27 protein-coding genes and 1 riboswitch are annotated in these 26642 nt (G+C 63.2%); of the genes, 12 read left to right on the forward strand and 15 right to left on the reverse strand.

The window, feature by feature from the left end:
- Positions 1 to 41: 41 nt before the first annotated feature.
- On the reverse strand, positions 42 to 1055 hold the full coding sequence (locus CRO18_RS05500; protein WP_076483577.1) for a sugar ABC transporter substrate-binding protein: 1014 nt from the start codon (positions 1053 to 1055) through the stop codon (positions 42 to 44).
- Positions 1056 to 1234: 179 nt separating this feature from the next.
- Between CRO18_RS05500 and CRO18_RS05505 the strand changes: the two genes are divergently transcribed.
- From CRO18_RS05505 to CRO18_RS05550, 10 genes are all read left to right on the forward strand, one after another.
- Positions 1235 to 1891, forward strand: a complete 657-nt coding sequence (locus tag CRO18_RS05505) for an HAD family hydrolase (protein ID WP_076483290.1) — start codon at positions 1235 to 1237, stop codon at positions 1889 to 1891.
- Between the two features lie 17 nt (positions 1892 to 1908).
- On the forward strand, positions 1909 to 2853 hold the full coding sequence (locus tag CRO18_RS05510) for a sugar-binding transcriptional regulator (RefSeq protein WP_097081346.1): 945 nt from the start codon (positions 1909 to 1911) through the stop codon (positions 2851 to 2853).
- 202 nt (positions 2854 to 3055) lie between these two features.
- Positions 3056 to 4369: a sugar ABC transporter substrate-binding protein gene (locus tag CRO18_RS05515; protein ID WP_097081347.1), complete on the forward strand. Its 1314-nt coding sequence runs from the start codon at positions 3056 to 3058 to the stop codon at positions 4367 to 4369.
- 197 nt (positions 4370 to 4566) lie between these two features.
- On the forward strand, positions 4567 to 5439 hold the full coding sequence (locus CRO18_RS05520; protein ID WP_097081348.1) for a carbohydrate ABC transporter permease: 873 nt from the start codon (positions 4567 to 4569) through the stop codon (positions 5437 to 5439).
- Positions 5440 to 5442: 3 nt separating this feature from the next.
- Positions 5443 to 6273, forward strand: a complete 831-nt coding sequence (locus CRO18_RS05525) for a carbohydrate ABC transporter permease (RefSeq protein WP_097081349.1) — start codon at positions 5443 to 5445, stop codon at positions 6271 to 6273.
- Positions 6274 to 6283: 10 nt separating this feature from the next.
- Positions 6284 to 7282, forward strand: coding sequence for an ABC transporter ATP-binding protein (locus tag CRO18_RS05530; protein WP_097081350.1), 999 nt, complete (start codon positions 6284 to 6286; stop codon positions 7280 to 7282).
- Positions 7279 to 8040, forward strand: coding sequence for an L-iditol 2-dehydrogenase (locus CRO18_RS05535; RefSeq protein WP_097081351.1), 762 nt, complete (start codon positions 7279 to 7281; stop codon positions 8038 to 8040). The genes CRO18_RS05530 and CRO18_RS05535 overlap by 4 nt, the downstream gene beginning before the upstream one ends.
- 33 nt (positions 8041 to 8073) lie before the next feature.
- On the forward strand, positions 8074 to 9510 hold the full coding sequence (locus CRO18_RS05540) for a mannitol dehydrogenase family protein (RefSeq protein WP_170952585.1): 1437 nt from the start codon (positions 8074 to 8076) through the stop codon (positions 9508 to 9510).
- 301 nt (positions 9511 to 9811) lie between these two features.
- Positions 9812 to 10111, forward strand: coding sequence for a ferrous iron transport protein A (locus CRO18_RS05545; protein ID WP_097081353.1), 300 nt, complete (start codon positions 9812 to 9814; stop codon positions 10109 to 10111).
- A 5-nt stretch (positions 10112 to 10116) separates the two neighbouring features.
- Entirely contained in the window at positions 10117 to 12003 is a 1887-nt protein-coding gene (locus CRO18_RS05550; protein WP_097081354.1) for a ferrous iron transporter B, read from the forward strand.
- A gap of 43 nt (positions 12004 to 12046) precedes the next feature.
- Here the strand turns inward: CRO18_RS05550 and CRO18_RS05555 are convergent, their stop codons facing one another.
- Entirely contained in the window at positions 12047 to 12538 is a 492-nt protein-coding gene (locus CRO18_RS05555) for an ureidoglycolate lyase (protein ID WP_097081355.1), read from the reverse strand.
- 159 nt (positions 12539 to 12697) lie between these two features.
- Here CRO18_RS05555 and CRO18_RS05560 point away from each other — a divergent pair, with 159 nt between their 5' ends.
- Complete coding sequence (locus CRO18_RS05560; RefSeq protein WP_097081356.1) at positions 12698 to 13936, forward strand: urate hydroxylase PuuD; 1239 nt, start codon at positions 12698 to 12700, stop codon at positions 13934 to 13936.
- A 31-nt stretch (positions 13937 to 13967) separates the two neighbouring features.
- On the opposite strand, the gene CRO18_RS05565 is transcribed toward CRO18_RS05560, so the two are convergent.
- From CRO18_RS05565 to cbiE, 11 genes are all read right to left on the reverse strand, one after another.
- Positions 13968 to 15284 (reverse strand): cobyrinate a,c-diamide synthase, encoded by a 1317-nt coding sequence (locus tag CRO18_RS05565; RefSeq protein ID WP_097081357.1) that lies wholly within the window; start codon positions 15282 to 15284, stop codon positions 13968 to 13970.
- Between the two features lie 6 nt (positions 15285 to 15290).
- A complete protein-coding gene (tcuA, locus tag CRO18_RS05570) occupies positions 15291 to 17723 on the reverse strand; it encodes an FAD-dependent tricarballylate dehydrogenase TcuA (protein WP_097081358.1) in 2433 nt (810 codons plus the stop codon).
- A gap of 54 nt (positions 17724 to 17777) precedes the next feature.
- Positions 17778 to 18620, reverse strand: a complete 843-nt coding sequence (locus CRO18_RS05575; protein WP_097081359.1) for an energy-coupling factor ABC transporter ATP-binding protein — start codon at positions 18618 to 18620, stop codon at positions 17778 to 17780.
- Positions 18617 to 19351 carry a cobalt ECF transporter T component CbiQ gene (cbiQ, locus tag CRO18_RS05580; protein WP_097081360.1) on the reverse strand — a complete coding sequence of 245 codons (735 nt, stop codon included), beginning with the start codon at positions 19349 to 19351 and terminating at the stop codon, positions 18617 to 18619. Before cbiQ ends, CRO18_RS05575 begins: the two co-directional genes overlap by 4 nt.
- A gap of 18 nt (positions 19352 to 19369) precedes the next feature.
- Complete coding sequence (locus tag CRO18_RS05585; protein ID WP_097081361.1) at positions 19370 to 19678, reverse strand: energy-coupling factor ABC transporter substrate-binding protein; 309 nt, start codon at positions 19676 to 19678, stop codon at positions 19370 to 19372.
- Positions 19678 to 20346, reverse strand: a complete 669-nt coding sequence (locus tag CRO18_RS05590; protein WP_097081362.1) for an energy-coupling factor ABC transporter permease — start codon at positions 20344 to 20346, stop codon at positions 19678 to 19680. The genes CRO18_RS05585 and CRO18_RS05590 overlap by 1 nt, the downstream gene beginning before the upstream one ends.
- 67 nt (positions 20347 to 20413) lie before the next feature.
- Positions 20414 to 20633: riboswitch (cobalamin riboswitch) on the reverse strand.
- A 33-nt stretch (positions 20634 to 20666) separates the two neighbouring features.
- Entirely contained in the window at positions 20667 to 21425 is a 759-nt protein-coding gene (gene cobF / locus CRO18_RS05595) for a precorrin-6A synthase (deacetylating) (protein WP_097081363.1), read from the reverse strand.
- Between the two features lies 1 nt (position 21426).
- Positions 21427 to 22152, reverse strand: coding sequence for a uroporphyrinogen-III C-methyltransferase (cobA, locus tag CRO18_RS05600; RefSeq protein WP_097081364.1), 726 nt, complete (start codon positions 22150 to 22152; stop codon positions 21427 to 21429).
- Positions 22149 to 22934: a precorrin-4 C(11)-methyltransferase gene (gene cobM / locus CRO18_RS05605; protein WP_097081365.1), complete on the reverse strand. Its 786-nt coding sequence runs from the start codon at positions 22932 to 22934 to the stop codon at positions 22149 to 22151. The genes cobA and cobM overlap by 4 nt, the downstream gene beginning before the upstream one ends.
- Complete coding sequence (locus CRO18_RS05610) at positions 22931 to 23272, reverse strand: cobalamin biosynthesis protein (protein ID WP_076483271.1); 342 nt, start codon at positions 23270 to 23272, stop codon at positions 22931 to 22933. Before CRO18_RS05610 ends, cobM begins: the two co-directional genes overlap by 4 nt.
- Positions 23254 to 24444, reverse strand: coding sequence for a precorrin-6y C5,15-methyltransferase (decarboxylating) subunit CbiE (gene cbiE, locus CRO18_RS05615; RefSeq protein ID WP_097081366.1), 1191 nt, complete (start codon positions 24442 to 24444; stop codon positions 23254 to 23256). The genes CRO18_RS05610 and cbiE overlap by 19 nt, the downstream gene beginning before the upstream one ends.
- Here cbiE and CRO18_RS05620 point away from each other — a divergent pair.
- On the forward strand, positions 24443 to 25198 hold the full coding sequence (locus CRO18_RS05620; RefSeq protein WP_097081367.1) for a cobalt-precorrin-6A reductase: 756 nt from the start codon (positions 24443 to 24445) through the stop codon (positions 25196 to 25198). The genes cbiE and CRO18_RS05620 overlap by 2 nt on opposite strands.
- On the opposite strand, the gene cobJ is transcribed toward CRO18_RS05620, so the two are convergent.
- Both cobJ and CRO18_RS05630 read right to left on the reverse strand, forming a co-directional pair.
- Entirely contained in the window at positions 25171 to 25908 is a 738-nt protein-coding gene (gene cobJ, locus CRO18_RS05625) for a precorrin-3B C(17)-methyltransferase (RefSeq protein ID WP_097081368.1), read from the reverse strand. The two genes, CRO18_RS05620 and cobJ, sit on opposite strands and share 28 nt — an antisense overlap.
- Entirely contained in the window at positions 25905 to 26642 is a 738-nt protein-coding gene (locus CRO18_RS05630) for a precorrin-2 C(20)-methyltransferase (protein WP_170952564.1), read from the reverse strand. Before CRO18_RS05630 ends, cobJ begins: the two co-directional genes overlap by 4 nt.

Below are 26642 nucleotides of genomic sequence, written 5' to 3' on the forward strand. Positions count from 1 at the left end.
GAGAGGCGGAAACCGCCTCTCTTGGTCAATTTTGGGCTAGATCAGCCCCAGCACTGATGCAGCGCTTCTTCTGAGGTGATCGAGGGCACGCCCTCAACCGGCTCATCGGTCACCAGCGTCACGCCGGTGTTGAAGAAGTCGAGCCCTTCGGAGTTTTGCGGCTTGGTGCCATCGGCGGCAAAGGCGGCAATCGCCTCAACCCCTTTGGAGGCCATCAGAAGCGGGAATTGCATTGAGGTCGCGCCGATCACCCCATCGGCCACGTTTTGCACGCCCGGGCAGCCACCATCCACCGAAACGATCATCGCTTGGCTTTCCAGCCCAACCGCTTTGAGCGCCTCATAAGCGCCCGCCGCAGCGGGTTCGTTGATCGTGTAGACGACATTCACGCCGCTGTCTTTTTGCAGCAGGTTTTCCATCGCGGTCCGGCCACCTTCTTCGTTGCCGTTCGTGACATCATTGCCAACGATGCGCGGATCGTCTTCGTCGCCGATATCTTTGGGGTCTTTCACATCGACGCCAAAGCCGGTCAGGAAGCCTTGGTCGCGCAGGTAATCAACCGAAACTTCAGAGGGGTTGAGGTCCAAAAGCGCGATCTTCGCGCCGGAAGTATCGCCCATCTTGGCCGCGGCCCATTTGCCGATCAGCTCGCCCGCCAAGAAGTTGTCGGTGGCAAAGGTGGCGTCGGCCGTGTCGGCGGGCTCAAAGGGCGTGTCGAGCGCAATCACCAAAAGCCCCGCGTCACGCGCCTGCCCCACCACCGGCGCCAAAGCGCGGCTGTCGGAGGGCGTGATCAAAATGCCCTTGGCGCCGCCCGCGATGCAGCTTTCCACCGCCGCGATCTGGGTTTCGACATCGCCATCAATTTTGCCTGCATAGGTCGAGAGCTGGATGCCCATTTCCTCGGCCTTGGCCGTCGCGCCTTCCTTCATCTTTACGAAGAAGGGGTTGGTGTCGGTCTTGGTGATCAAGCAGGCGCTCACCTCAGCCGAAGCCGCGCCCGCAAGGGCCGTAAACGCCAGAACCGAAGCGCCCAAAAGGGCTGCTTTGCGCATCATCACGGTATCTCCTCCCGTTATCACATGACCCCCTCCTCAAGGGGTCGCGGTGAGAGTGGCGCGAGTCGCAGGCAGGGTCAATAGATAAATCTAGTTGATTTATTATCTGCTAGCGCAATCACCCACCCTCTTTTCTGGCGTAGCGCTTGAGGTTAGGGTGCTTTGAGGAGGCCGCCATGTTCGATCTGGTGATTTTTGATTGTGACGGGGTTTTGATCGATAGTGAGATCATCTCGGCACAGATGCTAATCGCGGAACTCGCGCTGAATGGCGTCGAGATCGATCTCGATTATGTGGCGCGCCATTTTCTGGGCCGATCTTATCCCACTGTGCTCAAACAGGTGCGGCTCGAGTTCGGCCTTGATCTGCCCGAGGAATTTGAAGCGCGCTACCGCGAGCGGCTGCTTGCCGCCTTTGAACGCGACATGCAGGTGATGCCCGGTGTGGTGGCGCTGCTGGACCGGATTAGCCTGCCGTGGTGCGTGGCGACATCGTCCTCCCGCCCGCGCGCCGAACGCTCGCTGGAAATTGCGGGGCTGACCGGGCGCGTTGGGCCAAGGCTTTACACCGCCAGCCAAGTGCAAAACGGCAAGCCCGCGCCGGATCTGTTCTTTCTTGCCGCGCAAGAGATGGGGGCCGATCCTGCGCGCTGTTTGGTGATTGAAGACAGCCTCAATGGCATTCGCGCGGGGCTGGCGGCGGGGATGGAGGTTTGGCGCTTCACCGGCGGCAGCCATTTGGCGGGCCAAGACCTGATCCCGCCCGAAGATGCGCGCCCCGCGCTCAGCTTCGATGATTTCAGCCAATTCGAGACCCTGCTGGCGGGGCGCTAGGCGCAAGGATGGCAGTGATGGCAGAGCCCGACCCCACCCCGCAAGATGAGGCCGCCCGCGCAGGCTGGCTCTATTACGTTGGCGGTTTGACCCAAGACCAAGTCGCCGCTGAGCTGGGCGTGTCGCGCCAACGCGCGCAACGGCTGGTGGCAAAAGCCATGGCGGACGGGCTGGTACATGTGCGGCTTGAGCATAAGATCTCTGCCTGTCTGGACCTAGAGGCCGCGCTTGTGAGGCGGTTTGATCTGCAACTGGCGCGCGTGGTCCCTGCCCTGCCCGAGGGCGTGGACACCGCGCATGCCACCGCGCCCGCCGCCGCGCAATTGCTCGAACGCTATTTAGCCGAGGCGGAGCCGCTGATCATTGCCTTCGGCACCGGGCGCGCGCTTTCGGCGATGGCCTCCGAGGTGATGCGCACGCCCCATGCCCAGCACCGGATCGTTTCGCTCATTTCCAACATCGCGCCCGATGGCTCGGCCAGCTTTTATGACGTGATTATGCGCATGGCCGATAAGCTGCAATTGCCCCATTACCCGATGCTGGTGCCGGTGATCACCGACACCGCCGCCGAACGCGCGCTGTTCAATGCGTTGCGCCCGGTGCAAGCGGTGATGCAATTGGCCGAACAAGCCGATGTAACCTTTGTCGGCATTGGTCAAATCAACGAGGAAGCGCCACTTTACAAAGATGGGTTCATCACCCGCGCACAGCTCGATGACCTGCAGGCTGCCGGGGCAGCGGGTGAGATTGTCGGCGGCGTGATTGATGCCGAGGGACGCTATATCGACACTGAAACAACCCGGTTGATTGGCTCCTTCCGCATTCCAGCGGGGCGCGAAAAGCCGGTGATCGGCATTGCGGCGGGCAAATCCAAGCTGCAAGCGATGCAAGCCGCGCTCAAAGGGCAACTGATCAACGGGCTGGTGACCGACGAATCGACCGCCCGCGCGCTGCTGGGCTAGACCCCACCCAAACGCCCCACCTCACAAATGCTGCGCCTGCTCGGTGCCGCGAAAGCGGCGTCGTTCACACGTCATTCATGAATGTTAACAGATCGTAAACCTTCTTTCGCCTAGCCTGAATTTTCACGATTGACAGAGTGCCGCCCGTAAGTGAACATTTACTCACTGGTTGGGCATTTGCTCAAACTCTGGGAGGAGAACCATGAACACCAAGATCCGGGCGCTGATGGGCGCCTGTGCTCTGTCGGCGTTGGCGACTGCCGCGCTGGCCGAAACCACGATCACCGTTGCCACCGTCAACAATGGCGATATGGTCCGCATGCAGGGCCTGATGGACGACTTCTACGCCAAGCACCCCGACATCAAAGTTGACTGGGTCACGTTGGAAGAAAACGTTCTACGCCAAAAGGTTACGACAGACATTGCCACCAAGGGCGGGCAATATGACGTGATGACGATCGGCACCTATGAAGCGCCGATCTGGGGCAAACAAGGCTGGCTCCTGCCGCTCGAATTTGATGCCGCCTACGATGTCGACGACTTGCTACCCGCGATCCGCGGCGGTCTGACAGTGGATGGCAAGCTTTATGCCGCGCCGTTCTACGGCGAAAGCTCGATGATCATGTATCGCACCGATCTGATGGAAGCGGCGGGGCTGACCATGCCGGCCGAGCCCACTTGGGACGATGTCAAAGCCGCTGCTGCGGCGATGACCGACCGCGACAACGAGATTTACGGCATCTGCCTGCGTGGCAAAGCGGGCTGGGGCGAAAACATGGCGTTCCTGAGCGCGATGGCCAATAGCTACGGCGCGAAATGGTTCGACATGGAGTGGAACCCGCAGTTTGACGGCGCGACGTGGAAAGAAACCCTCACCGACTATCTCGACATGATGACCAATTACGGCCCGCCCGGCGCGTCGAACAATGGCTTCAACGAGAACCTTGCGCTGTTCCAACAAGGCCATTGCGGCATGTGGATTGATGCGACCGTGGCCGCGTCTTTCGTGACCAACCCCAATGACAGCACCGTTGCGGACCGTGTGGGCTTTGCGCTGGCGCCGAACAAGGCGGGCATTGCCAAACACGGCAACTGGCTCTGGGCGTGGAACCTTGCGATCCCGGCAGGCACGCAAAAAGCCGAAGCCGCGAAGACCTTTGTCGAATGGGCAACCTCGAAAGACTACACCGCGCTTGTGGCCGAGCATGAGGGTTGGGCGAACGTGCCGCCGGGCACCCGCACCTCGCTTTATGAAAACCCCGAGTATCAAAAAGTGCCGTTCGCGGCGATGACGCTGAACTCGATCAATGCGGCGGACCCGACCAACCCGACGGTTGACCCGGTGCCCTATGTCGGCGTGCAATTCGTGGCGATCCCGGAATTCCAAGGCATCGGCACCGCCGTTGGCCAGCAATTCTCGGCCGCCCTTGCGGGCACCACCTCCGCCGATGATGCCCTTGCCGCCGCGCAAGCGCTGACCACGCGCGAGATGAAAAAGGCCGGTTACATCAAGTAATGGCACTTCCCAGGGGGGCCTCCCGGTCCCCCGTCGCTCACATGCAGGCAGGCTCCCGACCTGCCGCATGAAGGCCACTTGGGCGGCCTGCGGGCCGCCCCCTTTCGACCGATTGCGGCGCATCCGCCGCCCCCCGTTTCCGATCAAGGCGCCCGCGCTTTTCATGTGCCTGCGCCCCCGCCAGCCGGAGCCCGACAATGTCGACCCAAGCCTCGCGCACCGCTGCCCGTCTGATGATCTCGCCCGCTGTTTTATTGCTGCTGGGCTGGATGATTATCCCGCTGGGCATGACGCTGTGGTTCTCGTTACAGCGCTACAACCTTTTGATGCCGGGGATGGAAAGCTTCACCGGCTTTGACAACTACACCTACTTCCTGACCGACCCCGCCTTTGGCGCGGCGATCTTCAACACGCTCGCCCTTGTACTGGGTGTGCTGACGATCACCACCTTGGGGGGGCTGTTGCTTGCCCTGCTTTTGGACCAACCGTTTTGGGGCCAAGGCGTGGTGCGGGTTTTGGTGATTGCGCCCTTCTTCGTCATGCCCACGGTTTCGGCCTTGGTGTGGAAGAACATGTTCATGAACCCGGTGAACGGCGTCTTTGCCCATTTGGCCAAAAGCGTTGGCCTGCAACCTTATGATTTTCTGTCACAATCGCCGCTCGCCTCGATCATCTTGATCGTTTCGTGGCAATGGCTGCCCTTTGCGACGCTGATCTTGCTTACCGCGCTGCAATCGCTCGATAGCGAGCAATTGGAAGCCGCCGAAATGGATGGTGCAGGCCCGATTGCGCGCTTTGTCCATGTGATGTTGCCGCATTTGGCGCGCGCGATCACCGTGGTCGTGCTGATCCAGACGATCTTCCTGCTTTCCACCTTTGCGGAGATTTTGGTCACCACCAATGGCGGCCCGGGCACGGCTTCGACCACGCTCACCTACCTCGTCTATATCCAGTCGCTCTTGCAATATGACGTGGGCACCGGTGCGGCGGGCGGCATCATTGCCGTGATCTTGGCCAATATCGTTGCGATCTTCCTGATGCGGATGATCGGCAAGAACTTGGAGGCGTAACCGATGGCCCGCGCCGTATCCCCCCGCCGCAAGGCTCTTGTCACCGTAATTGCTTGGACGATTGGGCTCGCGATCTTCTTCCCGATCCTGTGGACCGCGATCTTGAGCTTAAAATCTGAGGGCAATGCGATTGCAAGCCCGCTGACCGTGCTCACCACGCCTTTCACGCTCGAAAGCTATGAGACCGTGCAAGAGCGCTCCAACTACTTTGGGCATTTCTGGAACTCGGTGGTGATCTCGCTTGGCTCCACGCTCTTGGCCCTTGTGATCGCCATCCCCGCCGCTTGGGCGATGGCCTTCGTGCCGGGGCGCCGCACCAAAGATCTGTTGATGTGGATGCTTTCGACCAAGATGATGCCCGCCGTGGGTGTGCTTGTGCCGATCTACCTGATCTTCCGCGATCTGGGGCTTTTGGACACCCGCATCGGGCTGGTTGTGGTCTTGATGCTGATGAACCTGCCGATCGTGGTGTGGATGCTCTACACCTATTTCCGCGAAATTCCGGGCGAAATTCTGGAAGCCGCGCGGATGGATGGGGCGACGCTAAAAGATGAGCTCATTCATGTGCTCACCCCAATGGCCGTGCCCGGCATTGCCTCGACGCTGCTTTTGAACATCATCTTGGCGTGGAACGAGGCGTTTTGGACGCTGAACCTCACCGCCGCCAAAGCCGCGCCGCTCACCGCCTTTATCGCCAGCTATTCCAGCCCCGAGGGGCTGTTCTACGCGAAACTCTCTGCCGCCTCGACGCTCGCCATCGCCCCCATTCTGATCCTTGGCTGGTTTAGCCAAAAGCAGTTGGTGCGTGGCCTGACCTTCGGCGCCGTCAAGTAAGGAGCCCCACATGGGTGAAATCATTCTCAAGGGCGTGACCAAACGCTTTGGCGAGGTCGAGGTTATTCCGCCCATCGACCTGCATATCAACGACGGCGAGTTTGTCGTTTTTGTGGGCCCCTCGGGCTGCGGAAAATCCACGCTGCTGCGGTTGATTGCCGGGCTTGAAGATGTCTCGGGCGGGGTGGTCGAAATTGATGGCCGCAATGCGACCGAGGCTGCCCCCGCCGAGCGCGGCTTGGCGATGGTGTTTCAGTCCTATGCGCTTTACCCGCATATGACGGTGAAGAAGAACATCGCCTTCCCTTTGAAAATGGCCAAGCTCCCGCCTGAGGAAATTGAGGCCAAGGTGCAAGCCGCTGCCAAGGTGCTGAACCTCGCCAATTATCTGGACCGGCGTCCGGGGCAATTGTCGGGCGGACAGCGTCAGCGGGTTGCCATTGGCCGCGCCATCGTGCGCAACCCCGAGGCGTTCTTGTTCGATGAGCCGCTGTCCAACCTCGATGCCGCGCTGCGCGTGAACATGCGGCTTGAGATCTCCGAACTGCATCAATCGCTGAAAACGACGATGATCTATGTGACCCATGACCAGGTTGAAGCCATGACCATGGCCGACAAGATTGTGGTGTTGCAAGCGGGCCGGATCGAGCAAGTGGGCAGCCCGCTGGAGCTTTACCGCACCCCGCGCAACCGCTTTGTGGCAGGCTTCATTGGCTCCCCCAAGATGAACTTCATCGAAGGGGCCGAGGCCGCGAAACATGGCGCTCATGCGATTGGCATCCGCCCCGAACATATCAAGGTTTCGACCACCGAAGGCGCGTGGCAGGGCACGGTGGGCGTGTCTGAACACCTTGGCTCGGACACCTTCCTGCATGTCACCACCGAATATGGGGTGTTGAACGTCCGCGCGGGCGGCGAGGTCGATCTGCACCACGGTGACACGGTGTTCCTCAGCCCCGACATGGCGCAACTGCACCGCTTCGACCAACAGGGGTGGGCGCTGACATGAGGCTCGCTGGCAAACGCGCGCTGATCACCGGGGCCGCACGCGGCATTGGCCGCGCCTTCGCAGAGGCTTACCTGCGCGAGGGGGCCGAGGTGGTGATTGGCGATATCAACATCGCAGGCGCGCGCGCCACGGCGGCGGAGCTTGGCTGTGAGGCGGTGGCATTGGATGTCACCGATCAAACCAGCATTGAGGCCGCGATGGCCTTTATGCGCGCGGGTGGCGGGATCGACATTCTGATCAACAACGCCGCGACCTTCACCGCCGCCCCCATCGACGAGATCACCCGCGCCGATTATGACCGCGTCTTCGCGATCAACGTCTCGGGCACGCTGTTCACCTTGCAAGCGGCGGCGCGCGAAATGATCGCGCAAGGGCGCGGCGGCAAGATCATCAATATGGCGAGCCAAGCCGGGCGGCGCGGCGAAAGCTTGGTGGCGGTCTATTGCGCCTCCAAAGCCGCCATCATCAGCCTCACCCAATCGGCGGGGCTGAACCTGATTTCGCATGGCATCAACGTCAATGCCATCGCCCCCGGCGTGGTCGATGGCGAACATTGGGACGGCGTCGATGCCTTCTTTGCCAAATATGAAATGAAGGCCCCCGGCCAAAAGAAAAAAGAGGTCGGCGCCGCCGTCCCCTTTGGCCGTATGGGCACCGCGCAAGACCTCACCGGCATGGCGATTTTTCTTGCCAGCCCCGAGGCCGATTACATCGTCGCCCAGACTTACAATGTCGATGGCGGAAACTGGATGAGCTGAGACATGACCCTTTCAAACGCTACTCTCGCATCGTTGCCCAAAACCGTTGCCGCACCGGGCTATGACCGGTCCAAGCTCACGCCCGGCATTGTTCATATTGGGCTGGGCAATTTCCACCGCGCGCATCAGGCGGTTTATCTTGATGACCTTTTTGCCCTTGGCGAAGGCCATGATTGGGCGATTTTGGGCGCGGGCGTGCGTGCGCCCGACGCCGCTATGCGCGACACGCTTTTGGCGCAAGATTGCCTGTCGTCCGTCATCGAACTTGCGCCGGGTGCGCATAGTGCCCGCGTCATTGGCGCGATGATCGGCTTTATCGAGGTGCAGGCAGGCAATGCTGCGCTGATCGAGGCGATGCGCCAGCCCAATATCCGGATTGTGAGCCTGACCGTGACCGAGGGCGGCTATTACATCGACCCGAAGACCGGCACTTTCAGCCCCGAGCATCCCGACATTCGCGCCGATGCGGAAAATCCCGCCGCGCCCAATACCGCCTTTGGCGCGATCATTGCCGCGCTGAAAGCGCGCCGCGCGGCAGGCGTTGCCCCCTTCACCGTGATGTGTTGCGACAACGTTCCCCATAACGGCCATGTCACCCGCGATGCGGTGGTGGGTCTTTGCCGCCTGTCTGACCCGGAATTGGCCGATTGGATCGCCGCGACCGTGGCTTTCCCCAATTCGATGGTGGACCGCATCACCCCCGCCACCGGCGCGCGCGAAATTGCGATGGCCGCGGAGATGGGGCTGAACGACAAAGCCCCCGTCACATGCGAGCCGTTCCGCCAATGGGTGGTGGAAGACAATTTCCCCGCAGGCCGCCCCGCTTTGGAAAAGGTGGGCGTAACCTTCACCCCGCATGTCGATAAATTCGAGACGATGAAGATACGCATCCTGAATGGTGGGCATGCGATCATTGCTTACCCCGGTGGCCTAGCGGATATCCACTTCGTGCATGAGGCGATGGAAGATGATCTGATCCGCGCCTTCCTCAATCGTGTGCTCAGCGCCGAGGTTCTGCCGATTGTGCCGCCGGTGCCGGGGCAAGATTTGGGCGATTATAAAGCGCTGATCGTCGAGCGGTTCTCAAACCCCGAGGTGGCCGATACGGTACGCCGACTTTGCTTGGATGGCTCGAACCGGCAGCCGAAGTTCATCATCCCCTCGATCGCGGATCGCGTCGCGGCGGGCGCACCGGCGGAGGGGCTTATTCTGCTCTCCGCGCTGTGGTGCCGCTATTGCTTCGGCACATCGGAAAGCGGTGCGGTGATCGCCCCCAATGACCCGAATTGGGACCGTTTGGTTACCGTGAGCCATGAAGCGAAAGAGCGCCCCGCCGCTTGGCTCGAGATGGAAGACATCTATGGCGCTTTGGGCAGCAACCCGGCGGTGGTGGAAAGCTTCACCAAAGCGCTGAACAGCATCTGGGCGCGCGGGTCGCGCGTGGTGATGGGGGAATATCTGGGGCTCTGATCTTCCTCCATCCTCAGACCCCGGCCCCTACGGCCCCGTGCTTTGCGCGGGGCCGTTTGCTGTTCATTCCTTCCGTGTTTGCGCAGGGCGTTGCGGGGCTGCCTAAAAATGCTGCACCGCAGAAGGCCCAATGGTCGCACAACGAAAAGCTTTGCCTGCGGGGCATTTACTTGCGGCCACAGGTCGCGCAAGATTAAGGCCAAGCGGGGGGCACCTAACTTGACCATTCCAGTCGGAATTGACAGTATGAGCCCATGCCGAGCCGGAATTGGTCCGACTCGCCCGCGAAGGAGCGACACCAATGATGCTTTCGCCCGATCTGCCCCATGCCACGCAGGCACCGTTGGCCGAGCATCAACCTTTGGGTACGCTGCATCGCGGCTTTTCAGGCCATGTGTTCCACATTCTGGCCACTGAACATTCCGCCTGCCTGCCCGCCGATGAAATGGAACGCCGCCTGATTGAGTTGGGCTTTGTTGAAGGCGCGAAAGTGACGATCTTGCACGAGGGGCTCTTTGGGCGCGACCCGATTGCCGTGCGCGTCAATGGCACCACCGTTGCATTGCGCCGCCGCGAGGCCATGGCGATCCTCGTTTCCTGATCCGCATGTCCGAGCCGCCCCGTTCCGCCCCCTTCCGTCTGGCACTCGTCGGCCCGCCCAACTGTGGCAAGACGGCGCTTTTCAACGCGCTTACCGGCTCGCGCCAAAAGGTGGGCAATTATGCGGGCGTGACGGTCGAGCGGAAGGTGGGGAATTTCACCACCCCCGGCGGGAACACCATCGCGCTGACCGATTTGCCGGGCACCTATAGCCTGCGCGCGCGCTCACCCGATGAGATTGTCACCCGGGATGTGGTGTTGAACCATCACCCCGAGGAACCCGCGCCGGAACTGATGCTGGTGGTGGTGGATTCGGTCGCGCCGCGCGCCGGGCTGCGGCTGGCGATGGAACTGGTCGCCACCGGCCTGCCGATGATCGTGGTTTTGAACATGATCGACATCGCCCGGCACCGGAAGATCGAGATTGATACCGCCACGCTCTCTGAAGATTTGGGCGTGCCCGTCACCACCTCCACCGCCGTGCGCAAGGGCGGGCTGGAGGCGCTGCTTTCCCAGCTAGACAGCACGCTTGCCCAAGGCATCCCCGAACCGGGGCCGAATATGTGGGCGCCGCCTGATGCGGCAGATTTGCGGCTGAGCCATCGCGCCGCCGACCGGCTGATTGACCATGCGGTGAGCCATCCGCCCGAACATGACACGCTGACCCACCGCATTGACCGGCTGCTGTTGCACCCAGTGATGGGCTTGGGTTTCTTGCTCGTGCTGTTGTTCGTGATGTTTCAGGCGGTCTTTGCGGGCGCCGCGCCGTTCATGGATATGATCGACGGCGGCTTTGGCGCGGCGGCAGAGTTTATCACGGGCCACATCCCCGAGGGGTTGGTGCAAAGCTTCCTCACCGATGCCGTCATCGGCGGCGTGGGCGGCGTTTTGATCTTCTTGCCGCAGATCGTGATCTTGTTCTTCTTCATCCTGCTCTTGGAAGATTTGGGCTATATGGCCCGCGCGGCCTTCTTGATGGATCGGATCATGGGCGGCGCGGGGCTGCATGGGCGCGCCTTCATTCCGCTTTTGTCCTCCTTCGCCTGCGCCATTCCCGGTATTATGGCGACGCGGGTGATCGACAATCCGCGCGACCGGATCACCACAATCCTTGTCGCGCCGCTGATGACCTGTTCGGCCCGCATTCCGGTTTATACGCTGATTGTCTCGGCCTTCATTCCGGCCAAGCAAGTGGCGGGCATCATCAACCTGCAAGGGCTTGTGATGTTTGGCCTTTATGCGGCGGGCATTGTTTCGGCGCTGGCCGTTTCGGCGGTCGCAAAGTTCCTGTTTGCGCGGCGTGAAGCTTCTCCGCCCTTCATGCTGGATCTGCCCGATTACAAAATCCCGCGGCCGCGTTCGGTGGGCTTCGCGCTTTGGGTGCGCGCCTCGTCTTTCCTCAAGCGCGCGGGCACGACGATCTTTGCGATGACGGTGCTGATCTGGGTCTTGGCGACCTTTCCGCAAGCGCCGGAAGGGGCCACCGAACCCGCAATCCTTTACAGCTTCGCTGCGAAAATCGGCCAATTCATCGAGCCGGTTCTGTCGCCCATCGGGTTTAACTGGCAAATCTCGGTGGCGCTGATCCCGGCGATGGCGGCGCGTGAAATTGCCGTGGCGGGCTTGGCCACCGTCTATTCGGTGGCCGGTGGGGCTGAGGGCGGCGAGGCGGCCCTCGCCACGCTTCTCGCCAGCCAATGGAGCTTGGCCACGGCGCTCGCCTTCTTGGTGTGGTTCATCTTTGCGCCGCAGTGCCTCTCCACCTTGGCCGTGATCCGGCGCGAAACCGGCTCGGGCAAATGGGTCTGGGTGTCACTCGCCTACATGTTCGGGCTGGCTTGGGTGGCGGCCTTTATCACCTATCACCTCGCCGTTTGGATCGGCTGGGGCTGAGGTGTAATGGCCCGGCGGAGCGCCGGGCCACAGGGTCGAAAGCTTACTCTTCCACCACAAACGGCGGATCAAGCGGATATTCCTCTAGGTTCACGCCGGGGCCGATCCGGTCCACCACCGCATAGCGGCCCGGCGCGCCCATCGGCGCCAGCACCCCATGCCAAACATTGCGCAACAGGTTCACCCCCTGCCCCGGCTTGGTCATGAACGCGCGCAGACGCACCGGCTTGCCGCCCTCATCCTCGGCCACGCAAACCAAAAACGGCACCCCATCAAGCGGCAAGAAAGCTTGCGAGCCCAACGGATGGCGCTCGACCAAATCCACCACATGCGGCAACGCACGCGCCTTTGCATCAAAGAGCGAAATGCCGCCGCGCCCGCCTTCGCTCGGGTCGAAATCAAGCCGCGCCATATCATCATGGCGCCCACACATCCCGCCATTGATCAGCTTGGTGGGCGGCCCCGCCACTTCGATCACATCGCCATAAGGCGCAAATGCCTCGGCGGTGAGCTCTTCAATTTGCAGCGTTTGCATCTCGGTCTTCCTTCTTCCTGCCGCGATCCATTCCGCAGCATTTCGCGCACAGAAAAGACGCAAAAACAGGCAGATGCAACCCCAAGTGGCAGTTGCCCGGATTTTGTGCTGGAGGCCGCGCGAGAGCCCCGCTAGCGTTACCGCAAAAGGAGAAAAAGAATGCTCGACACCGCCCTTTTGTGGGACTGGGCATCCTTCGCGATGCGTTGGTTCCACATCATCACTGTCATCGCCTGGATCGGCTCGTCGTTTTACTTCATCGCGCTTGACCTGGGCCTGCGCAAGGCGCCCGATCTGCCGCCCGGTGCAGCAGGCGAAGAATGGCAGGTGCATGGCGGGGGCTTCTACCACATCCAGAAATATCTGGTCGCGCCCGAGCGGATGCCCGAGCATCTGATCTGGTTCAAATGGGAAAGCTACGCGACATGGCTTTCCGGCGCGGCGATGCTGATGATGGTCTATTGGTATCGCGCCGATATTTTCTTGATTGATCCGCTGAAATTGGACCTTGCGCCGTGGCAGGCAATGGCAATTTCTGCCGCCTCGCTCACCATCGGCTGGCTGATCTATGACCGGGCCTGCAAATCGAAACTCGGCCATTACCCCGCTGCCTTCATGGCGCTCTTGCTGCTTGCGCTGACCGCAATGGCATGGGGCTACAACCACGTCTTCACCGACCGCGCCACCTTCCTGCATCTGGGCGCTTACACCGCCACGATCATGACCGCGAATGTGTTTTTCGTGATCATCCCGAACCAAAAGATCGTGGTGGCCGACCTCAAGGCCGGCCGCACCCCCGACCCGGAATTTGGCCGGATTGCGAAACTGCGCTCCACCCATAACAACTACCTCACCCTGCCGGTGATTTTCTTCATGCTGTCAAACCATTACCCGCTGGCTTTCTCGGGGGAATGGAACTGGGTGATTGCCACGCTTGTGTTCTTGATGGGGATCACGATCCGGCATTGGTTCAACTCCCGCCATGCGGGCAAGGGCAGCCCCTATTGGACCATTCCGGCAACGCTGGTGCTGTTTGCCGCCTGTGTCTGGCTCTCAACCCAACGCGATGTGGTGGCGGAAGAGACCGCCGCGCTGACCACGCGGGGGGAGCGTTATGCGATGGCAGAGGGCTTTGAAGAGGCGGCGGATCTTGTCAGCGCGCATTGTTCGATGTGCCACACCGCCGAACCGGCGTGGGAGGGCTTTGCCACTGCGCCCCGCGGGCTTTTGCTCGATACACCCGAGGCGGTCGCGAACCACGCCGAAGAGATTTATATTTTCGCGGGGCTAACAGATGCGATGCCGCCCGGCAGCGCCAATTTCATGGAGCCCGAAGACCGCGCCGCGATCCGCGACTGGTTCCGCGCAGCAGAGGAAGGGCGCTTGGCGCAGAACTAAGGCGCGGCTCGACTGGTCACCGCACCAGCCCTTAATCCGCGATCAGGTGGAAGAAACTGCCGCTGACATGGCCGCGCACAGAGCCGGTCTCGGGCACCACATTCCCCGCCGCATCGCGCACCTCGGCCAAGGGGGCGTCGGGCTGCTCCAAAATCGTTGAGTAATGGAACTCATGCCCCCAAAGCGCCGTGCCAGCGGCGTGGCCCGGCATTGGGGCAGCCAGCGTGGCCGCGCGATAGCCCAAATGTAGGCGGCGTTTGGCATAGCTCGTCACCAACCCCAAAAGCCCCGCCATTCGGTGGCGCACACCCTCTTTATCCACGAGCGCTTCGCCCAGCACCATGTAGCCGCCGCATTCGCCATGCACCGGCTTTTGCGCTGCGAAATTCCGTAGTCCGGTCAGAAAGGTGTTTGCCGCCGCAAGCTTGCCCGCATGCAGTTCGGGGTAACCGCCGGGCAGCCAGACCAGATCGGCGCTCGGGTCGGGAGCTTCATCAGCGAGCGGGGAGAAGGGAAGCAGCTCCACCCCGGCGCGGCTCCAGCCCTCCAACATATGCGGATAGGCAAAGGAAAAGGCGACATCCCGGGCGAGCGCAATACGCTGCGCGGGTGGTTTGGGCCAAGCCCCCGGTGCGGGCGGCGGCGCGGCGCTGGCCGCCGCTTCCAGCGCATCCAAATCCACATTGGTAGCCACAAAGGTGGCGAGTTTTTCAAGCACCTGAGCCAATTCTGCCTGCTCGCCCGCTTGGACAAGGCCAAGGTGGCGCTCGGGCAGAACCATGTCTGGGTTGCGCGGCAGCGCGCCCAAAACCGGCAGGCCAAGCCGCGCCATCTCGGCCCGGATCATGCCTTCGTGCCGCGGGCTCGCCACATTGTTCACGATCACGCCCGCGAAAGGCGGCGCATCGGGGTGGCGGGCAAAGCCAAGCGCGGTCGCCGCCGCCGATTGCCCCTGCCCCTTGGTATCAAGCACCAGCACCACCGGCCAGCCATAGCGTTTGGCGAGTTCGGCGCTTGAGCCACGGCCATTGCGGCCCGGATCGGGCGGGCCATCGTAAAGGCCCATCGCGCCTTCAAAAATAACAAGGTCAGCCCCAGCGGCCTGCGCCGCAATCGCGCCCAAAAGGCCCGTGCCCATCGCCCAACCATCAAGGTTGAAACTCGCCCGCCCCGCCGCCACGGCATGAAAGGCGGGGTCAATATAGTCGGGGCCGTTTTTGAACGGCTGCACCACGCGCCCGCGCGCCCGAAGCGCCCCCAAAAGGCCCAGCGTCAGCGTTGTTTTGCCCGAGCCAGAGGCGGGGGCGGCGATGGCAAGGCCCTTCGGCCCATGGGAAAGCTCAGACATGGCGCGTCATCGCTTGGGGCGGCGGCTTTTGTCAAGCTGCACCGCTTCCTCCGCGGCATGGCGGATCAGCGAGAGCGTGCGAAAGCCGCCATGCGCCAATTTGCCAAAGGGCAACAGCAACGCAAAGCCCGCCACCGCGCCCAGATGCAGCGCGAGCAAAAGCCCCATCAGCGGCGTGTCGCGTAGCGCCAGAAGCAAAAGCCCGGTGCCCGCAAGGGTGGCGAGTTGGACGCGCGCAAACCCATCGGCCCGCGCCATCGCAGGATGTGTGGGAACCGGGTCAAGCCTGCGGCGCATGGCGTGCAAATGGCCAAGCCCCGAGAGCATAGCCACCCCCCCCGAGGCCCCCAAAATGACCGGCACACTCACCACCGGATAGGGCGCGGGATGGCCTGCTAAATGCAAAATATACCCCGCCACCGTGGCAAGGAAGGTGAGCAAAAAGCCCCCCGCCAGCAGGTGATGCGCGACGCGACGCCCCTGCCCCGCCGAGCCCGTGCGGGTCTCACAATCGCCCAGATTGCGCAAGGAGAGCGCGTCGCGCAGACCGGCCTTCAACGCCGCCCAAGTAACGGGCGCCCCCGGCCCCCGGATCGCACGCCAGTAAAGCACGAAGCGGGCGAGCAATGCGAGGCCCGCCCAGCCAAACACCGCCCCCGCGCCGCCCGCCATCAGCCTATGCGGCAACACCGTGTAAAACTCCCCCTGATGCGTGCCAAAAAGCGCCGCCCACGGCAAAAAGATCAGCGCCAAGAGCGGCAGGCCAAGGGTCAACGCCCAGAACAAAACCTCGGCCCCGCGCCCCTCACCTTTGTATTCCACCCGCCGCGCGGCGGCCAAAGTGGCGGGCAGGTTTACCGCGAGATCATGCGGGGGGGCATATTGGCAATCATAGGCGCAAGAGCGGCAATCATGGCACAGATGCGCCAAATGGCGCAGATCGCCGGGCGCAAGGGCGGGGCGGCGCTGCGCGGCGGGAAAGACCGCGCAAAGCCCGGTGCAAAAACCGCAGGTGTTACAGATGTTGAGCGCGCGTTGCGCCTCCCCCCGCGCCTCCAAAGCCACACGCGCGGCGGGGGGCGGCAGCTTGGGCAAGGGTTGCGGCGCGGCGGAGGCAGGCGGGACCAAAGCCGCCGCCGCTTGCCCGGCCAAGCGCCCAAAAACAGCGGCGAGCGAAAGCCCCGCCCCAGAAAGATAGCCCGCCCCCAACACCGCCCCACAAGAGATTGTTCCCACGGCAAAAAACCGCGGCGCGGGCGTGCCATTGGCGCAGATCACCCGGCCCTGCGGGTCGATCGCCAGCCCGTAGCGGGTAAAACCGATCCCCGGCACCACCGGGATCGCATAATAGGGCGGCGCGAGCGTCACCGGGGCCGAACGCGGCGGGTCACTGGGGGCGGAAAGCATGGCGGTAAGCGCCTGTGGATCAAGGCCGCAAAGCTGTGCCAAAGCATCGGGCGTTTCGGCTTTGAGCGGGGGCAGCAAAACCGGCGGCAGATCGGCCAGCGCCACTTCGCCCAAAATGATCCAAGCGCGCGGATCGGGGCGGGCGACCATCGCGCGGGCCATCACCGAATGGCGCGCTGGGGTGGTGACCCGCGCCTCGTCATAAAAACGCTTCCCGTCTGCGCCGACGACAATGCCCAGATGCATGCCATCAACGCGGCTCACGATCCCGGCGTCATGGCGCGCGGCGCGGGCATCCACCGCCACCACATGGCCATCACCGGGCGTGCCGGCGTCTTTGGCACCCTGCGCGAGCGCCCAGCGGAGCGGCGCGCCCAATTGCTCGGGCGTGCCCCGGTTGGCGGCGGGGTCTACAAGATCCGCCCCGGTGCCGCCGCTCGCCAAAATGACCGTATCTGCGGTGAGGCCATGCGGCCCCGTTCCGGTGCGGATTTCGAGCGAAAACGGCCCCTTGGCGGCAGGGTCCAACAGCGCGGGGTCGAGCGTGGCGACCTCACATAGCGGGCGGATCAGCACACCGAGCCCCGCCGCACGGCGCAAAAGCGCATTGACCAAAGCCTGCCCCCCACCGCGCAAAAACACCGTGCGGCGCGAATAGGGCAGATGACCCTCGGCCCAAGGCTCGAGCCGCACGCCTTGGGCTTGCAGCCAAGGCGCAAGCTCCGCCGAGCCCTCGGCCAAAGCGGTGGCAAGCGCGGGATCGGGGCAGCCGATGCGGGCCAGATCGGCAGCATATTCGGCCGCGGGATACGCATCGCGCTGGAAGGGCGTTTCAACGTCATTCGCGACGCGGATGTTGCGGCCATGCCGGGCATTGCCGCCGAGCCGTTCCGGCGGCGCGGCATCGACCACCAGCACCGCGGCCCCGACCTGACGCGCTTCTATCGCCGCGCAGAGCCCAGCAAGCCCCGCGCCGACCACCAGCACAGAGGTATGAGAGGGCAAATCGGCGGGCGTGGGCGTGTGGGTCATGGCCGGGCTAGAGTAGCGCAAGGAACGGGGCGGGCAAGCGTGGTCGCGCGGGGCTCACCGCTTTGCCCAGCCCTGCATCAGCGCCTCAAACGCCGCGCGGGTGCGGGGAAGCGCGGCGGTTGGATCGAGCAGCCCCAAATCCCGCGCGCGCAGGGCGAGGTCATACAAAAGCGGCGGGGCAAGCCCCACTTGGGTGAGTGCTGCACGGTCGCTCAAAATATCACTGGCCACGCCCTGCCCCACCACTTGGCCCGCACGGAAAAGCGCGACCCGGCTCGCCAAAGCACAGGCCAGCTCCACGTCATGGGTGGAAAACACAAGCGTCATGCCGCGCGCCATCAGCCCTTGCAACAGCGCGATCAGCTGCGCCGAGCCCGCCTCATCAAGCCCCGCCGTGGGTTCATCCAGCAAAAGCACTTCGGGGCGCATCGCCACCGCACCCGCAATCGCCACGCGCCGTTTTTGCCCGCCCGAAAGCATATGCGTGGGTCGGTCGCGCAGATCAGAGATCGACAGCATTTCAAGCGCTTCTTCAACCCGCGCGCGGGCCTCCGCCGCGCTCAGCCCAAGGTTCAGCGGGCCGAAGGAGACATCTTCAAACACCGTCGCGGCGAAAAGCTGATCATCGGCATCTTGCAACACAAGCGCGACGCGGCGACGCCATTCGGTGAGCGCCTTGCGGGAATAGCCGACCGGAGCGCCCCCCAACAGCACCTGCCCGCTTTGCGGGCGCAAACTGCCGTTAAGGTGCAGCAACAGCGTGGATTTGCCAGCACCATTCGGGCCCAAAATCGCGAGGCTTTCGCCCGCCGCGACAGAGAGGCTCAGCCCATCCAGCGCCGTCACATCGCCCGGAAAGGCGTAGCGCAAAGCCTCGGCAGACAGGATGGCGGTCACAGCAGCATCCCCAACATGGCAACAGCGGCTTGCGCGGCCAAGATCGCGCCCAAGCTCGCCCAAGAGGCGCTCGCGCGGTCGCTTAGCACCCGCATCTCCCCTTGCCAGCCGCGCGCGGCCAGCCCGACCTCAAGCCGCCGCGCCCGTGCCATCGCGCGCGGCAAAAGGGCGGCGATCACTTGGCCGGTGGAGCGCAGCCAGCGCGCGCGGGTGGAATGGCCCAAACGGGCGCGTTGCGCCACGGTCATGACGGCGGCCTCTTCGGCGAGAATGAAGACGAAGCGATACATCAAAAGCGCAATTTCAACGATTTCAGACGGCAGGCCGACCCGGCGCAACCCGGCGACAAGATCGGCGGCGGGCGTGGTGGTGGCAAGGAAAATCAAGCAGGTGGTGGCGGCCAGCGCGCGCAGTACCAAAAGCACGGCCTCTTGCGCGCCCTCCGGCGCAAGGCCAATGCCCTCGGGGCCAAGTTGCACCAAAAGAACAAGCGATCCGGGGATCAAAAAGCCCAAGGGCAGCGCGGCAATGGCGAGCCAAAGCTTAAACGACACCCGTGCCAGCCCAAAGGTGACGGCGAGCATCGCCGCCGTCACGAAAACGGCCCCCGGCCACGGGGGCAAGGTCACCGCCAAGATCAAAAAGCCAAGGCCGATCAGTGCCTTCTCTGCCAAGGGGCGGTTGCGCCAGCGCCCCGTAGAGGCGATCCGGTCAAGAGAGGCAATCGACATTCAGGCTGTTTCCGTTCTTCACGCGGCGTCGCTGACGGCGCGCCCTTCCGGCTTTTGCGTGGTTTTGGCGCGTTCATGCCGACGGCCAACGACATAGCCAATGACAAACGCGCCAATCGCCGCTTGCAGGGCGAAAAGCAGGCTTTCGATTTCGCCGCTGGGCGGTTCCCAAAGCGGGTTCGCCCAAGGCACGAAACCGGGGTTTTCTGCCTCAATCAATTCAGCAGCAGCCCCATCGGCCCCGCCAAATTCGCCGCCCATCAAAAGCGGCACAACCGCCAAAACGACAACGGCCAACAACAGCCACAAGGTCCGGTTCTTGCCCATCAGCGCGCCTCCCCGGCCAAGATGCGCAGCTTTTGATCATCGGGCACTTTGCCCGCCAGCGCATCCATCACGATCACGGTCAGCAAGCCTTCGACAATGGCGAGCGGCACTTGCGTGAAGGCAAAGATCGAGCCGAATTTCACGGCCGCCCCGATAAAGCCAGAGACCGGGTCCGGATAGGCCAACGCCAGCTGCAGCGCGGTGGTGACATAGGTGGCCAAATCGCCCAGCATCGCCGCGAAGAAGACGCTGAAAGCGACCGAGAGGCCCACGCCCCGGCCCAGCTTCCAAATCCCCCAAGCAACCCAAGGGCCGACAATCGCCATCGAAAACGCATTGGCACCCAGCGTGGTCAGCCCGCCATGCGCCAAAAGAAGCGCTTGGAACAACAGCACAATCACACCCAAAACCGCCATCACCGAGGGGCCAAAGATAATCGCGCCAAGCCCGGTGCCGGTTGGGTGCGAACACGAGCCCGTCACCGAGGGGATTTTCAGCGCCGAAAGCACAAAGGCAAAAGCGCCAGAGGCAGCCAGCGTCATCCGCGCCTCAGGCCGCTCGGCCACGATTTTGCGAATTTTCAACGCCCCCGCGACAAAAAACGGGGCGGAAACCGCATACCATCCAATGGCATGGGAAGCGGGGAGATACCCCTCCATAATATGCATGTAAAACGTCCTTCCACTTCAGACGCGCCGCTTTTCGAAGGCCGGGGGCACCCCGCCCCGGGAAGGCTTGCGACGCTCGAGCGATGGCAGGTCTCCTGACTTGCGGGTCACGGAACCGGTCACCTTCCCGACTGGTGCTCCCCGTGGACAGGGCAGTCAGTGGCATACGACCGGGTCTCGCCGCTCACAGTTGCGGGGGCAGTCACGGATTTGGCCCCTGATGGGTAATCCTCACCGTGTTCCCTATTAATCCCATCCCGTTGGGAACCATCGGGGGAAGTATCCCCCCTGTCACCAAACTGTCAACCCTTGCGCCTGCGTCAAAGGCTGCGGCGCATCAGGTAAATATCCATGACCCAACCGTGGGTTGCACGCAGGGCCGCGCGGGTGGCCAGAATTTGCTCCGTCACCTCGGCCAAAGGCCCCGCCACCAGCACCTCTTCGGGCATCGCGACACAGCCGCCCCACCAGATCGAAATGCCCTGCGGATCAAGGCTTTGGAACGAACATTCGCCATCGAGCATCACCACAACCGTATCGGCGGCAGCGGGCCAGCCGTGGTCGCGGATTTGCCGCCCGGTGGTGATGACAAAGGGCGCGCCAATGTCATTCAGCGGGATCGCATGAGCTGCACAAAGCGCCTGAATCGCAGTAATGCCGGGAATGACCTTGGTGGTCAGCGCGATGCGTTTTTCCAGCCGCGCGGCGATGCGCAAGGTGCTGTCATAAAGCGCCGGGTCCCCCCAAACCAAAAGCGCGACTTTGCCATTTAGATCAGGGCATTGCGCGGTGATCTGGACAAGCCACGCCTCCGCAATCGCATCATGCCAATCATCCACGCCTTTGCGGTAAGACGGGTTTGCTGCATCGCGCACGGGCAGGTCGAACTCCACCACTTTGGTGGCGAGGTTGGTGATATGGGTGGCACAAATCGCGCGGCGCAGGCCCGCAAGGTCGGATTTGTCGGCCCCTTTAAGCGGGATCAAGATCAGATCGGCGGCATTCATCGCGGCAATCGCTTGCAGCGTGACATGGGCCGGATTGCCGGTGCCGATGCCAATCAGCGTAAGCTCGATCATCTTAGCCCTCCGGGTCGTAAAGCGGGCCGTAAAGGATCAGCGCGGGGTGGTTTGAGCGTGCCTCGGCCAGCTCCGCCGCAAGCTTGGCGATGGTGGAGCGGTGCAGGCTTTGTTCGGGGTGCCCCACGGCTTCGGCCAAAAGCGTGGGCGTGTCCGGCGAAAGCCCATGCGCGACCAAATCTGCCGCGAGCTTTGGGAAGGTGCGCTTGCCCATAAAGACAACCGTGGTCGCCGCCGGGTCGGCCAAAGCCGCCCAATTGAGCGTTTCGGGCAGATCCCCCGTCACATCGGCGCCGGTCACAAATTGCACCCGCCGCGCGGTGAGGCGGCGCGTGAGCGGCATCCCCGCCGCCGCCGCCGCCGCACAGGCCGAAGGCACACCGGGGATGATTTCATAAGAGATACCCGCCTCTTGCAGCGCGACCAGTTCCTCTTCCAGCCGCCCAAAAAGGCCAGAGTCACCCGATTTCAGCCGCACAACCTTTTGCCCGGTCAGCGCATGATCGACGAGCAAACGGCTCACATGGTCTTGCTTGGGCGAGGGCCGCCCCGCGCGTTTGCCAACAGCGATCAGTTCCGCGCCTTCGCGCGCATGGCCCAAGATCGGCCCGGCAGACAGGTCATCGAAAAGCACCACATCCGCCTTGGCAAGCCGGTCAGCCGCCTTCAACGTCAGCAGTTCCGGATCGCCGGGGCCAGAGGACACAAAAGAGACGTAACCGCTCATTCCGTGCCCTCCGGGAAGCGCGGCTCGGTCCCAACCGGGCGGTAGCGGCGGTCATAATCGCCCGCGTAAAGGCGGCTTTCGTCAAACTCTTCGGTATCGAGCGAGCGGCCCACCATGATCAGAGCGGTGCGCTCCATCTCGGCCCCCACCGCCGTTTGCAGGCTGCCAAGGGTTGCGCGCACTACCCGCTGATCGGGCCAACTTGCGCGCCACACCACCGCCACCGGGCAATCTGACCCGTAATAGGGGGTAAGCTTTTCCACCACATCTTCAAGGACATGGACCGAGAGGTGAATGGCCAAAACCGCGCCGGTGCGGGCGAAGTTTTCCAGCGTCTCACCCTCGGGCATGGCCGAGGCGCGGCCAGAGGTGCGGGTCAGAATGACAGATTGCGCCACGCCCGGCAGGGTGAGTTCCGCACCCAAAGTCGCCGCCGCCGCCGCAAACGAGGGCACACCCGGCGTCACATCATAAGGAATACCAAGCGCGCGCAACCGGCGCAGCTGCTCGCCCATCGCCGACCAGACCGACAAATCACCCGAATGGAGCCGGGCGACATCTTGGCCCGCCTCATGCGCGGCCTGAATTTCGGCGATGATCTCATCAAGGCTGAGCGGCGCGGTGTTGACGATTTTCGCGCCATCCGGGCAGTGGCTCAAAAGCGCAAGCGGCACAAGGCTGCCCGCATAAAGGCACACCGGGCAAGAGGCGATCAGATCGCGCCCGCGCAAAGTGATCAAATCTGCTGCGCCCGGCCCCGCGCCGATGAAATGCACCGTCATTCGCCCTCTCCTTCAGCCACGGCAAGCGTTACCCCGCCGATCACCTGTCTTGGCCCTTCCAGCCGCGCGCCGCGCCCTGCGGCCCGCAGTGCCGCCGCTTCGGCCACCGATCCTGTGCCCATCAGCGCCAGAACGCGGGGCGATTGCGTGGGCGTTTCGACCCCGCGCACCTCAACCCCGATCACGCGCTGCCCCGGCAGGGCGGCGGCAAGCTCTTGGGCCTTTTCCGCGGCGGTTGCAAGGGCATCCACCGGACCGGCGGCCAAAAGCGCCGCCGTGAAATCCACCGTGCCCTTGCGAAAGCCAAGGCCCGCGACCCTCACCGCACCACACTCCATTGCACCTGCGGGCGCGAGGCCGACCAACCGCGCATCCGCCCCAAGGGCTCGGATTGGGCGATGTCGACCCGCATCAAGCTACCGCCGTGGCGCGCGTGCAAGCTGGCGAGCAGGCTTTCGGTTTCCAGCGTCACCCCATTCGCCACGAGCCGGGTGCCTTCGGGCAAAAGCTCCCACAACCGGGTGTAAAGCGCCTCTGACCCGCCGCCGCCGATGAAAACGGCATCCGGCAGCGGCAAACCGTCCAAAGCATCGGGCGCGCTGCCATGAATGGCCCGCATCTGCGCGCCAAGGCCGAAGCCCGCGATATTGGCTTTGATGTTTCCAATCCGGTCCGCGCGCGGCTCGATGGTCAGCGCCCGCCCCCCGGCCAAGCACCATTCCACTGAGACAGAACCCGAACCGCCACCAATATCCCACAAAAGCTCCCCCTTGCGGGGCGCAAGCGCTGCGAGCGTGAGCGCGCGAAACGGGGATTTGGTGATTTGGCCGTCATGTTGAAAAGCACTTTCTAGCCGCCCCGGCACGCGCGAAAGCCCCACCTCTGAGGCAAGGTCCGCACCATCAAGCGCAACCGCCACCAAAGCGGAAACCTCTTTGAGGTCATAGTCTTGCGCGGCGATGTTGCGCAGCCTCTCTTGCGGGCCGCCCAAGTTTTCCGCCACAACCATCCGCACCGCGCCATAGCTGTGGGCCGTGAGCCAAGCGGCAAGTTCCCCCACCGCCGCGCCATCGCGCATCGTCACAATGATCTGCGCGCCGCGCGCCAGTTCGGGGCGCAACCGGGTGAAGGGCGCGGCATGAAGGCCCATCGCCGTGACGCTTTCGCCCCGCCAGCCGAGCCGCGAACACAGAAGCGACACGACGCCGGGCGCCGGGATCGCGCGCCATTCATGCGCCGCGAGCTTTGCCGCGAGGCTCGCCCCCGCGCCGCACCAAAACGGATCGCCAGAGGCCAGCACCACCGCAGGCGTGCCGCGCGCGGCGAGCACCGGCGCAATGTCAAAGGGCACGGGCCAAGGCCGCCCGCGATCCCCCGCGCCCACCAGCGCCAAATGCCGCGGCCCGCCAAAGATCAGTTGCGCGTCATTGAGCGCTTCCCGGCTTGCCAAGGGCAGCCCATCAAGGCCATCTTCGCCCAAACCAATGATCGAAAGCCAAGGATCAGACATGACACGCCTCCTTTTGCTGGGCGGCACCACGGAAGCCAGCCGATTGGCCAAAACCCTTGTAGACCAAGGGTTTGACGCGGTGTTTTCCTATGCTGGGCGCACCTACAAACCCGTGCCGCAACCCCTGCCCACACGGGTGGGCGGGTTTGGCGGGGTGGAGGGCCTTTGCGCTTTTCTGAAAGCTGAAAACATCACCCATGTGATTGACGCCACGCACCCGTTCGCCGCGCAAATGAGCACCAATGCCGTGGCCGCTTGCGCCCAAACCGGGGTGCCGCTGTGCGCCTTTGAACGCGCGCCTTGGACCGCCCAACCCGCCGATGCTTGGACCCACGTCCCCGACCTTGAGGGCGCGATTGCTGCACTGCCGCATGATCCCGCGCGGGTGTTCTTGGCGATAGGAAAGCAGAACCTCGCCGCGTTTAACGCCGCGCCGCAGCATTTCTATTTGCTGCGCTTGGTGGACCCGCCGGGCGAAATGCTGCCCTTGCAAAATGCGCGGGCTGTGGTGGCGCGCGGCCCCTTTGATGTTCAAGGGGATACAGAATTGCTGCGCAGCGAAAGTATCACCCATATCGTGGCGAAAAACGCCGGGGGCGCAGGGGCGGAGGCGAAACTGATCGCCGCCCGCGCGCTGCAGATTCCGGTGATTTTGATTGATCGGCCGCATGTGCCGCAGCGCAGCATCCGCGACACGCTCGACGGGGTGCTGCACTGGCTCGCAGATCACGGCGCGACGCCGCGCGGAGTATAGACCCACGGCCCCACGCGGCGGGTGGTGGAATTGCCCACCAGCACCACGGTGCGCATATCGGCCATTTCCGGCGTGGCCTCGGCCAAAGTAACGGTGTTGATCCGCTGCTCGGGCGTGGAGACCGCACGGGCAAACAAGATCAACCGCTCGGGCTCACATTCCTCGCGCAGCACTTCAAGCACGCGGGTGAACTGATGCGGACGCGATTTCGAGCGCGGGTTGTAAAACGCCATCGCAAAATCGCCGCGCGCGGCATGGCGCAGACGATGTTCGACCAGTTCAAACGGTTTGAGGTTATCGCTGAGGTTGATCGCGCAGAAATCATGCCCCAAGGGCGCACCCGCCGCCGCTGCCGCTGCCAGCATGGCCGTAATACCGGGCAAGATGCGGATCTCGATCTCGGCAAATTCGGGATGCGCCTCGTAAGCCTCAAACAAAGCAGACGCCATCGCAAAGACGCCCGGATCGCCAGACGAAACAATCACCACGCGCTTCCCATCGCGTGCCATTTCAAGGGCATGGCGGGCACGATCAAGTTCAACCCGGTTGTCCGAGGCGTGCAGCGTCAGCCCTTCGCGCGGGGCGATGCGCGCGACATAGGGAATATAGCCCACAATATCGGTGGCCTGATCGACCGCCGCCGTCACCTCGGGCGTGACCAGTGTCTCTTTGCCGGGGCCAAGCCCCGCGACCACAACCCAACCGCTCATTCCGGGGTTCCTTTCTCAGGCCGCCGCCCCTGCCCGTGCACCAGCACGATCGCGAAATAGGGGCAGTCGTTTTCTTCCACCTCGGTCAGCTGCGCAAGGCGCTGGTCGGGCATGGTGCCGCGTTCAACAAGCCATGCAGCCTCTAGCTTGCCCACCGCCGCCAGCGCGCGCTTGATTTTGGGCAGGTTGCGCCCGGTTTTCATCACCACCAGCGCATCTGTCGCGGCCATGTGGCGAGCCAGTTCTTCCTCGGGCAAAGTGCCGGCCAAAACGGTCAACACATCATCGCCCCAAGTGATCGGTTCGCCCGTTGCTGTCCAACAGCCGACCATGCCCGGAATACCGGGGATCACTTCAACCTCCACCTTGCCCAACAGGCGGGTGTAAAGGTGCATGAACGAACCATAGAAGAAGGGGTCGCCTTCGCACAGCACCACGATGTCGCGGGTTTTCGTAAGTTCAAGAAGCCGCGACGCCCAGTCATCGTAGAAGTCCGCCAGCGCGGTAATATAGCCGGGGCTGTCAAAGGGAAGCTCGGTCGTGACCGGATATTCCATCGCGTGTTCAGTGACTTGCGGGGAAAGCATGCCTTCGACAATGCGCCGCGCTTGGCCCGCGCGACCGGCTTTGCGGAAATAGGCAATATCGCTGGCGCCGCGAATGGCGCGGTCTGATTTGACCGAAATGAGGTCTGGGTCGCCCGGGCCAAGCCCTGCGCAGATGATCCGCCCCAT

Source organism: Rhodobacter sp. JA431, assembly GCF_900217725.1.
Lineage (GTDB): Bacteria > Pseudomonadota > Alphaproteobacteria > Rhodobacterales > Rhodobacteraceae > Rhodobacter > Rhodobacter aestuarii.

Coding starts and splice junctions, on each gene's coding strand:
- cbiE (WP_097081366.1), bottom strand. CDS start 24,444: ATGTCTGATCCTTGGCTTTCGATCATTGGTTTGGGCGAAGATGGCCTT.
- CRO18_RS05505 (WP_076483290.1), top strand. CDS start 1,235: ATGTTCGATCTGGTGATTTTTGATTGTGACGGGGTTTTGATCGATAGT.
- cobF (WP_097081363.1), bottom strand. CDS start 21,425: ATGATCGAGCTTACGCTGATTGGCATCGGCACCGGCAATCCGGCCCAT.
- cbiQ (WP_097081360.1), bottom strand. CDS start 19,351: ATGTCGATTGCCTCTCTTGACCGGATCGCCTCTACGGGGCGCTGGCGC.
- CRO18_RS05510 (WP_097081346.1), top strand. CDS start 1,909: ATGGCAGAGCCCGACCCCACCCCGCAAGATGAGGCCGCCCGCGCAGGC.
- CRO18_RS05525 (WP_097081349.1), top strand. CDS start 5,443: ATGGCCCGCGCCGTATCCCCCCGCCGCAAGGCTCTTGTCACCGTAATT.
- CRO18_RS05585 (WP_097081361.1), bottom strand. CDS start 19,678: ATGGGCAAGAACCGGACCTTGTGGCTGTTGTTGGCCGTTGTCGTTTTG.
- cobJ (WP_097081368.1), bottom strand. CDS start 25,908: ATGAGCGGTTGGGTTGTGGTCGCGGGGCTTGGCCCCGGCAAAGAGACA.
- CRO18_RS05565 (WP_097081357.1), bottom strand. CDS start 15,284: ATGTCTGAGCTTTCCCATGGGCCGAAGGGCCTTGCCATCGCCGCCCCC.
- CRO18_RS05535 (WP_097081351.1), top strand. CDS start 7,279: ATGAGGCTCGCTGGCAAACGCGCGCTGATCACCGGGGCCGCACGCGGC.
- CRO18_RS05530 (WP_097081350.1), top strand. CDS start 6,284: ATGGGTGAAATCATTCTCAAGGGCGTGACCAAACGCTTTGGCGAGGTC.
- CRO18_RS05630 (WP_170952564.1), bottom strand. CDS start 26,642: ATGGGGCGGATCATCTGCGCAGGGCTTGGCCCGGGCGACCCAGACCTC.
- cobM (WP_097081365.1), bottom strand. CDS start 22,934: ATGACGGTGCATTTCATCGGCGCGGGGCCGGGCGCAGCAGATTTGATC.
- CRO18_RS05500 (WP_076483577.1), bottom strand. CDS start 1,055: ATGCGCAAAGCAGCCCTTTTGGGCGCTTCGGTTCTGGCGTTTACGGCC.
- CRO18_RS05590 (WP_097081362.1), bottom strand. CDS start 20,346: ATGCATATTATGGAGGGGTATCTCCCCGCTTCCCATGCCATTGGATGG.
- CRO18_RS05620 (WP_097081367.1), top strand. CDS start 24,443: ATGACACGCCTCCTTTTGCTGGGCGGCACCACGGAAGCCAGCCGATTG.
- CRO18_RS05520 (WP_097081348.1), top strand. CDS start 4,567: ATGTCGACCCAAGCCTCGCGCACCGCTGCCCGTCTGATGATCTCGCCC.
- CRO18_RS05545 (WP_097081353.1), top strand. CDS start 9,812: ATGATGCTTTCGCCCGATCTGCCCCATGCCACGCAGGCACCGTTGGCC.
- CRO18_RS05610 (WP_076483271.1), bottom strand. CDS start 23,272: ATGGAGTGTGGTGCGGTGAGGGTCGCGGGCCTTGGCTTTCGCAAGGGC.
- CRO18_RS05555 (WP_097081355.1), bottom strand. CDS start 12,538: ATGCAAACGCTGCAAATTGAAGAGCTCACCGCCGAGGCATTTGCGCCT.
- cobA (WP_097081364.1), bottom strand. CDS start 22,152: ATGAGCGGTTACGTCTCTTTTGTGTCCTCTGGCCCCGGCGATCCGGAA.
- CRO18_RS05515 (WP_097081347.1), top strand. CDS start 3,056: ATGAACACCAAGATCCGGGCGCTGATGGGCGCCTGTGCTCTGTCGGCG.
- CRO18_RS05550 (WP_097081354.1), top strand. CDS start 10,117: ATGTCCGAGCCGCCCCGTTCCGCCCCCTTCCGTCTGGCACTCGTCGGC.
- tcuA (WP_097081358.1), bottom strand. CDS start 17,723: ATGACCCACACGCCCACGCCCGCCGATTTGCCCTCTCATACCTCTGTG.
- CRO18_RS05560 (WP_097081356.1), top strand. CDS start 12,698: ATGCTCGACACCGCCCTTTTGTGGGACTGGGCATCCTTCGCGATGCGT.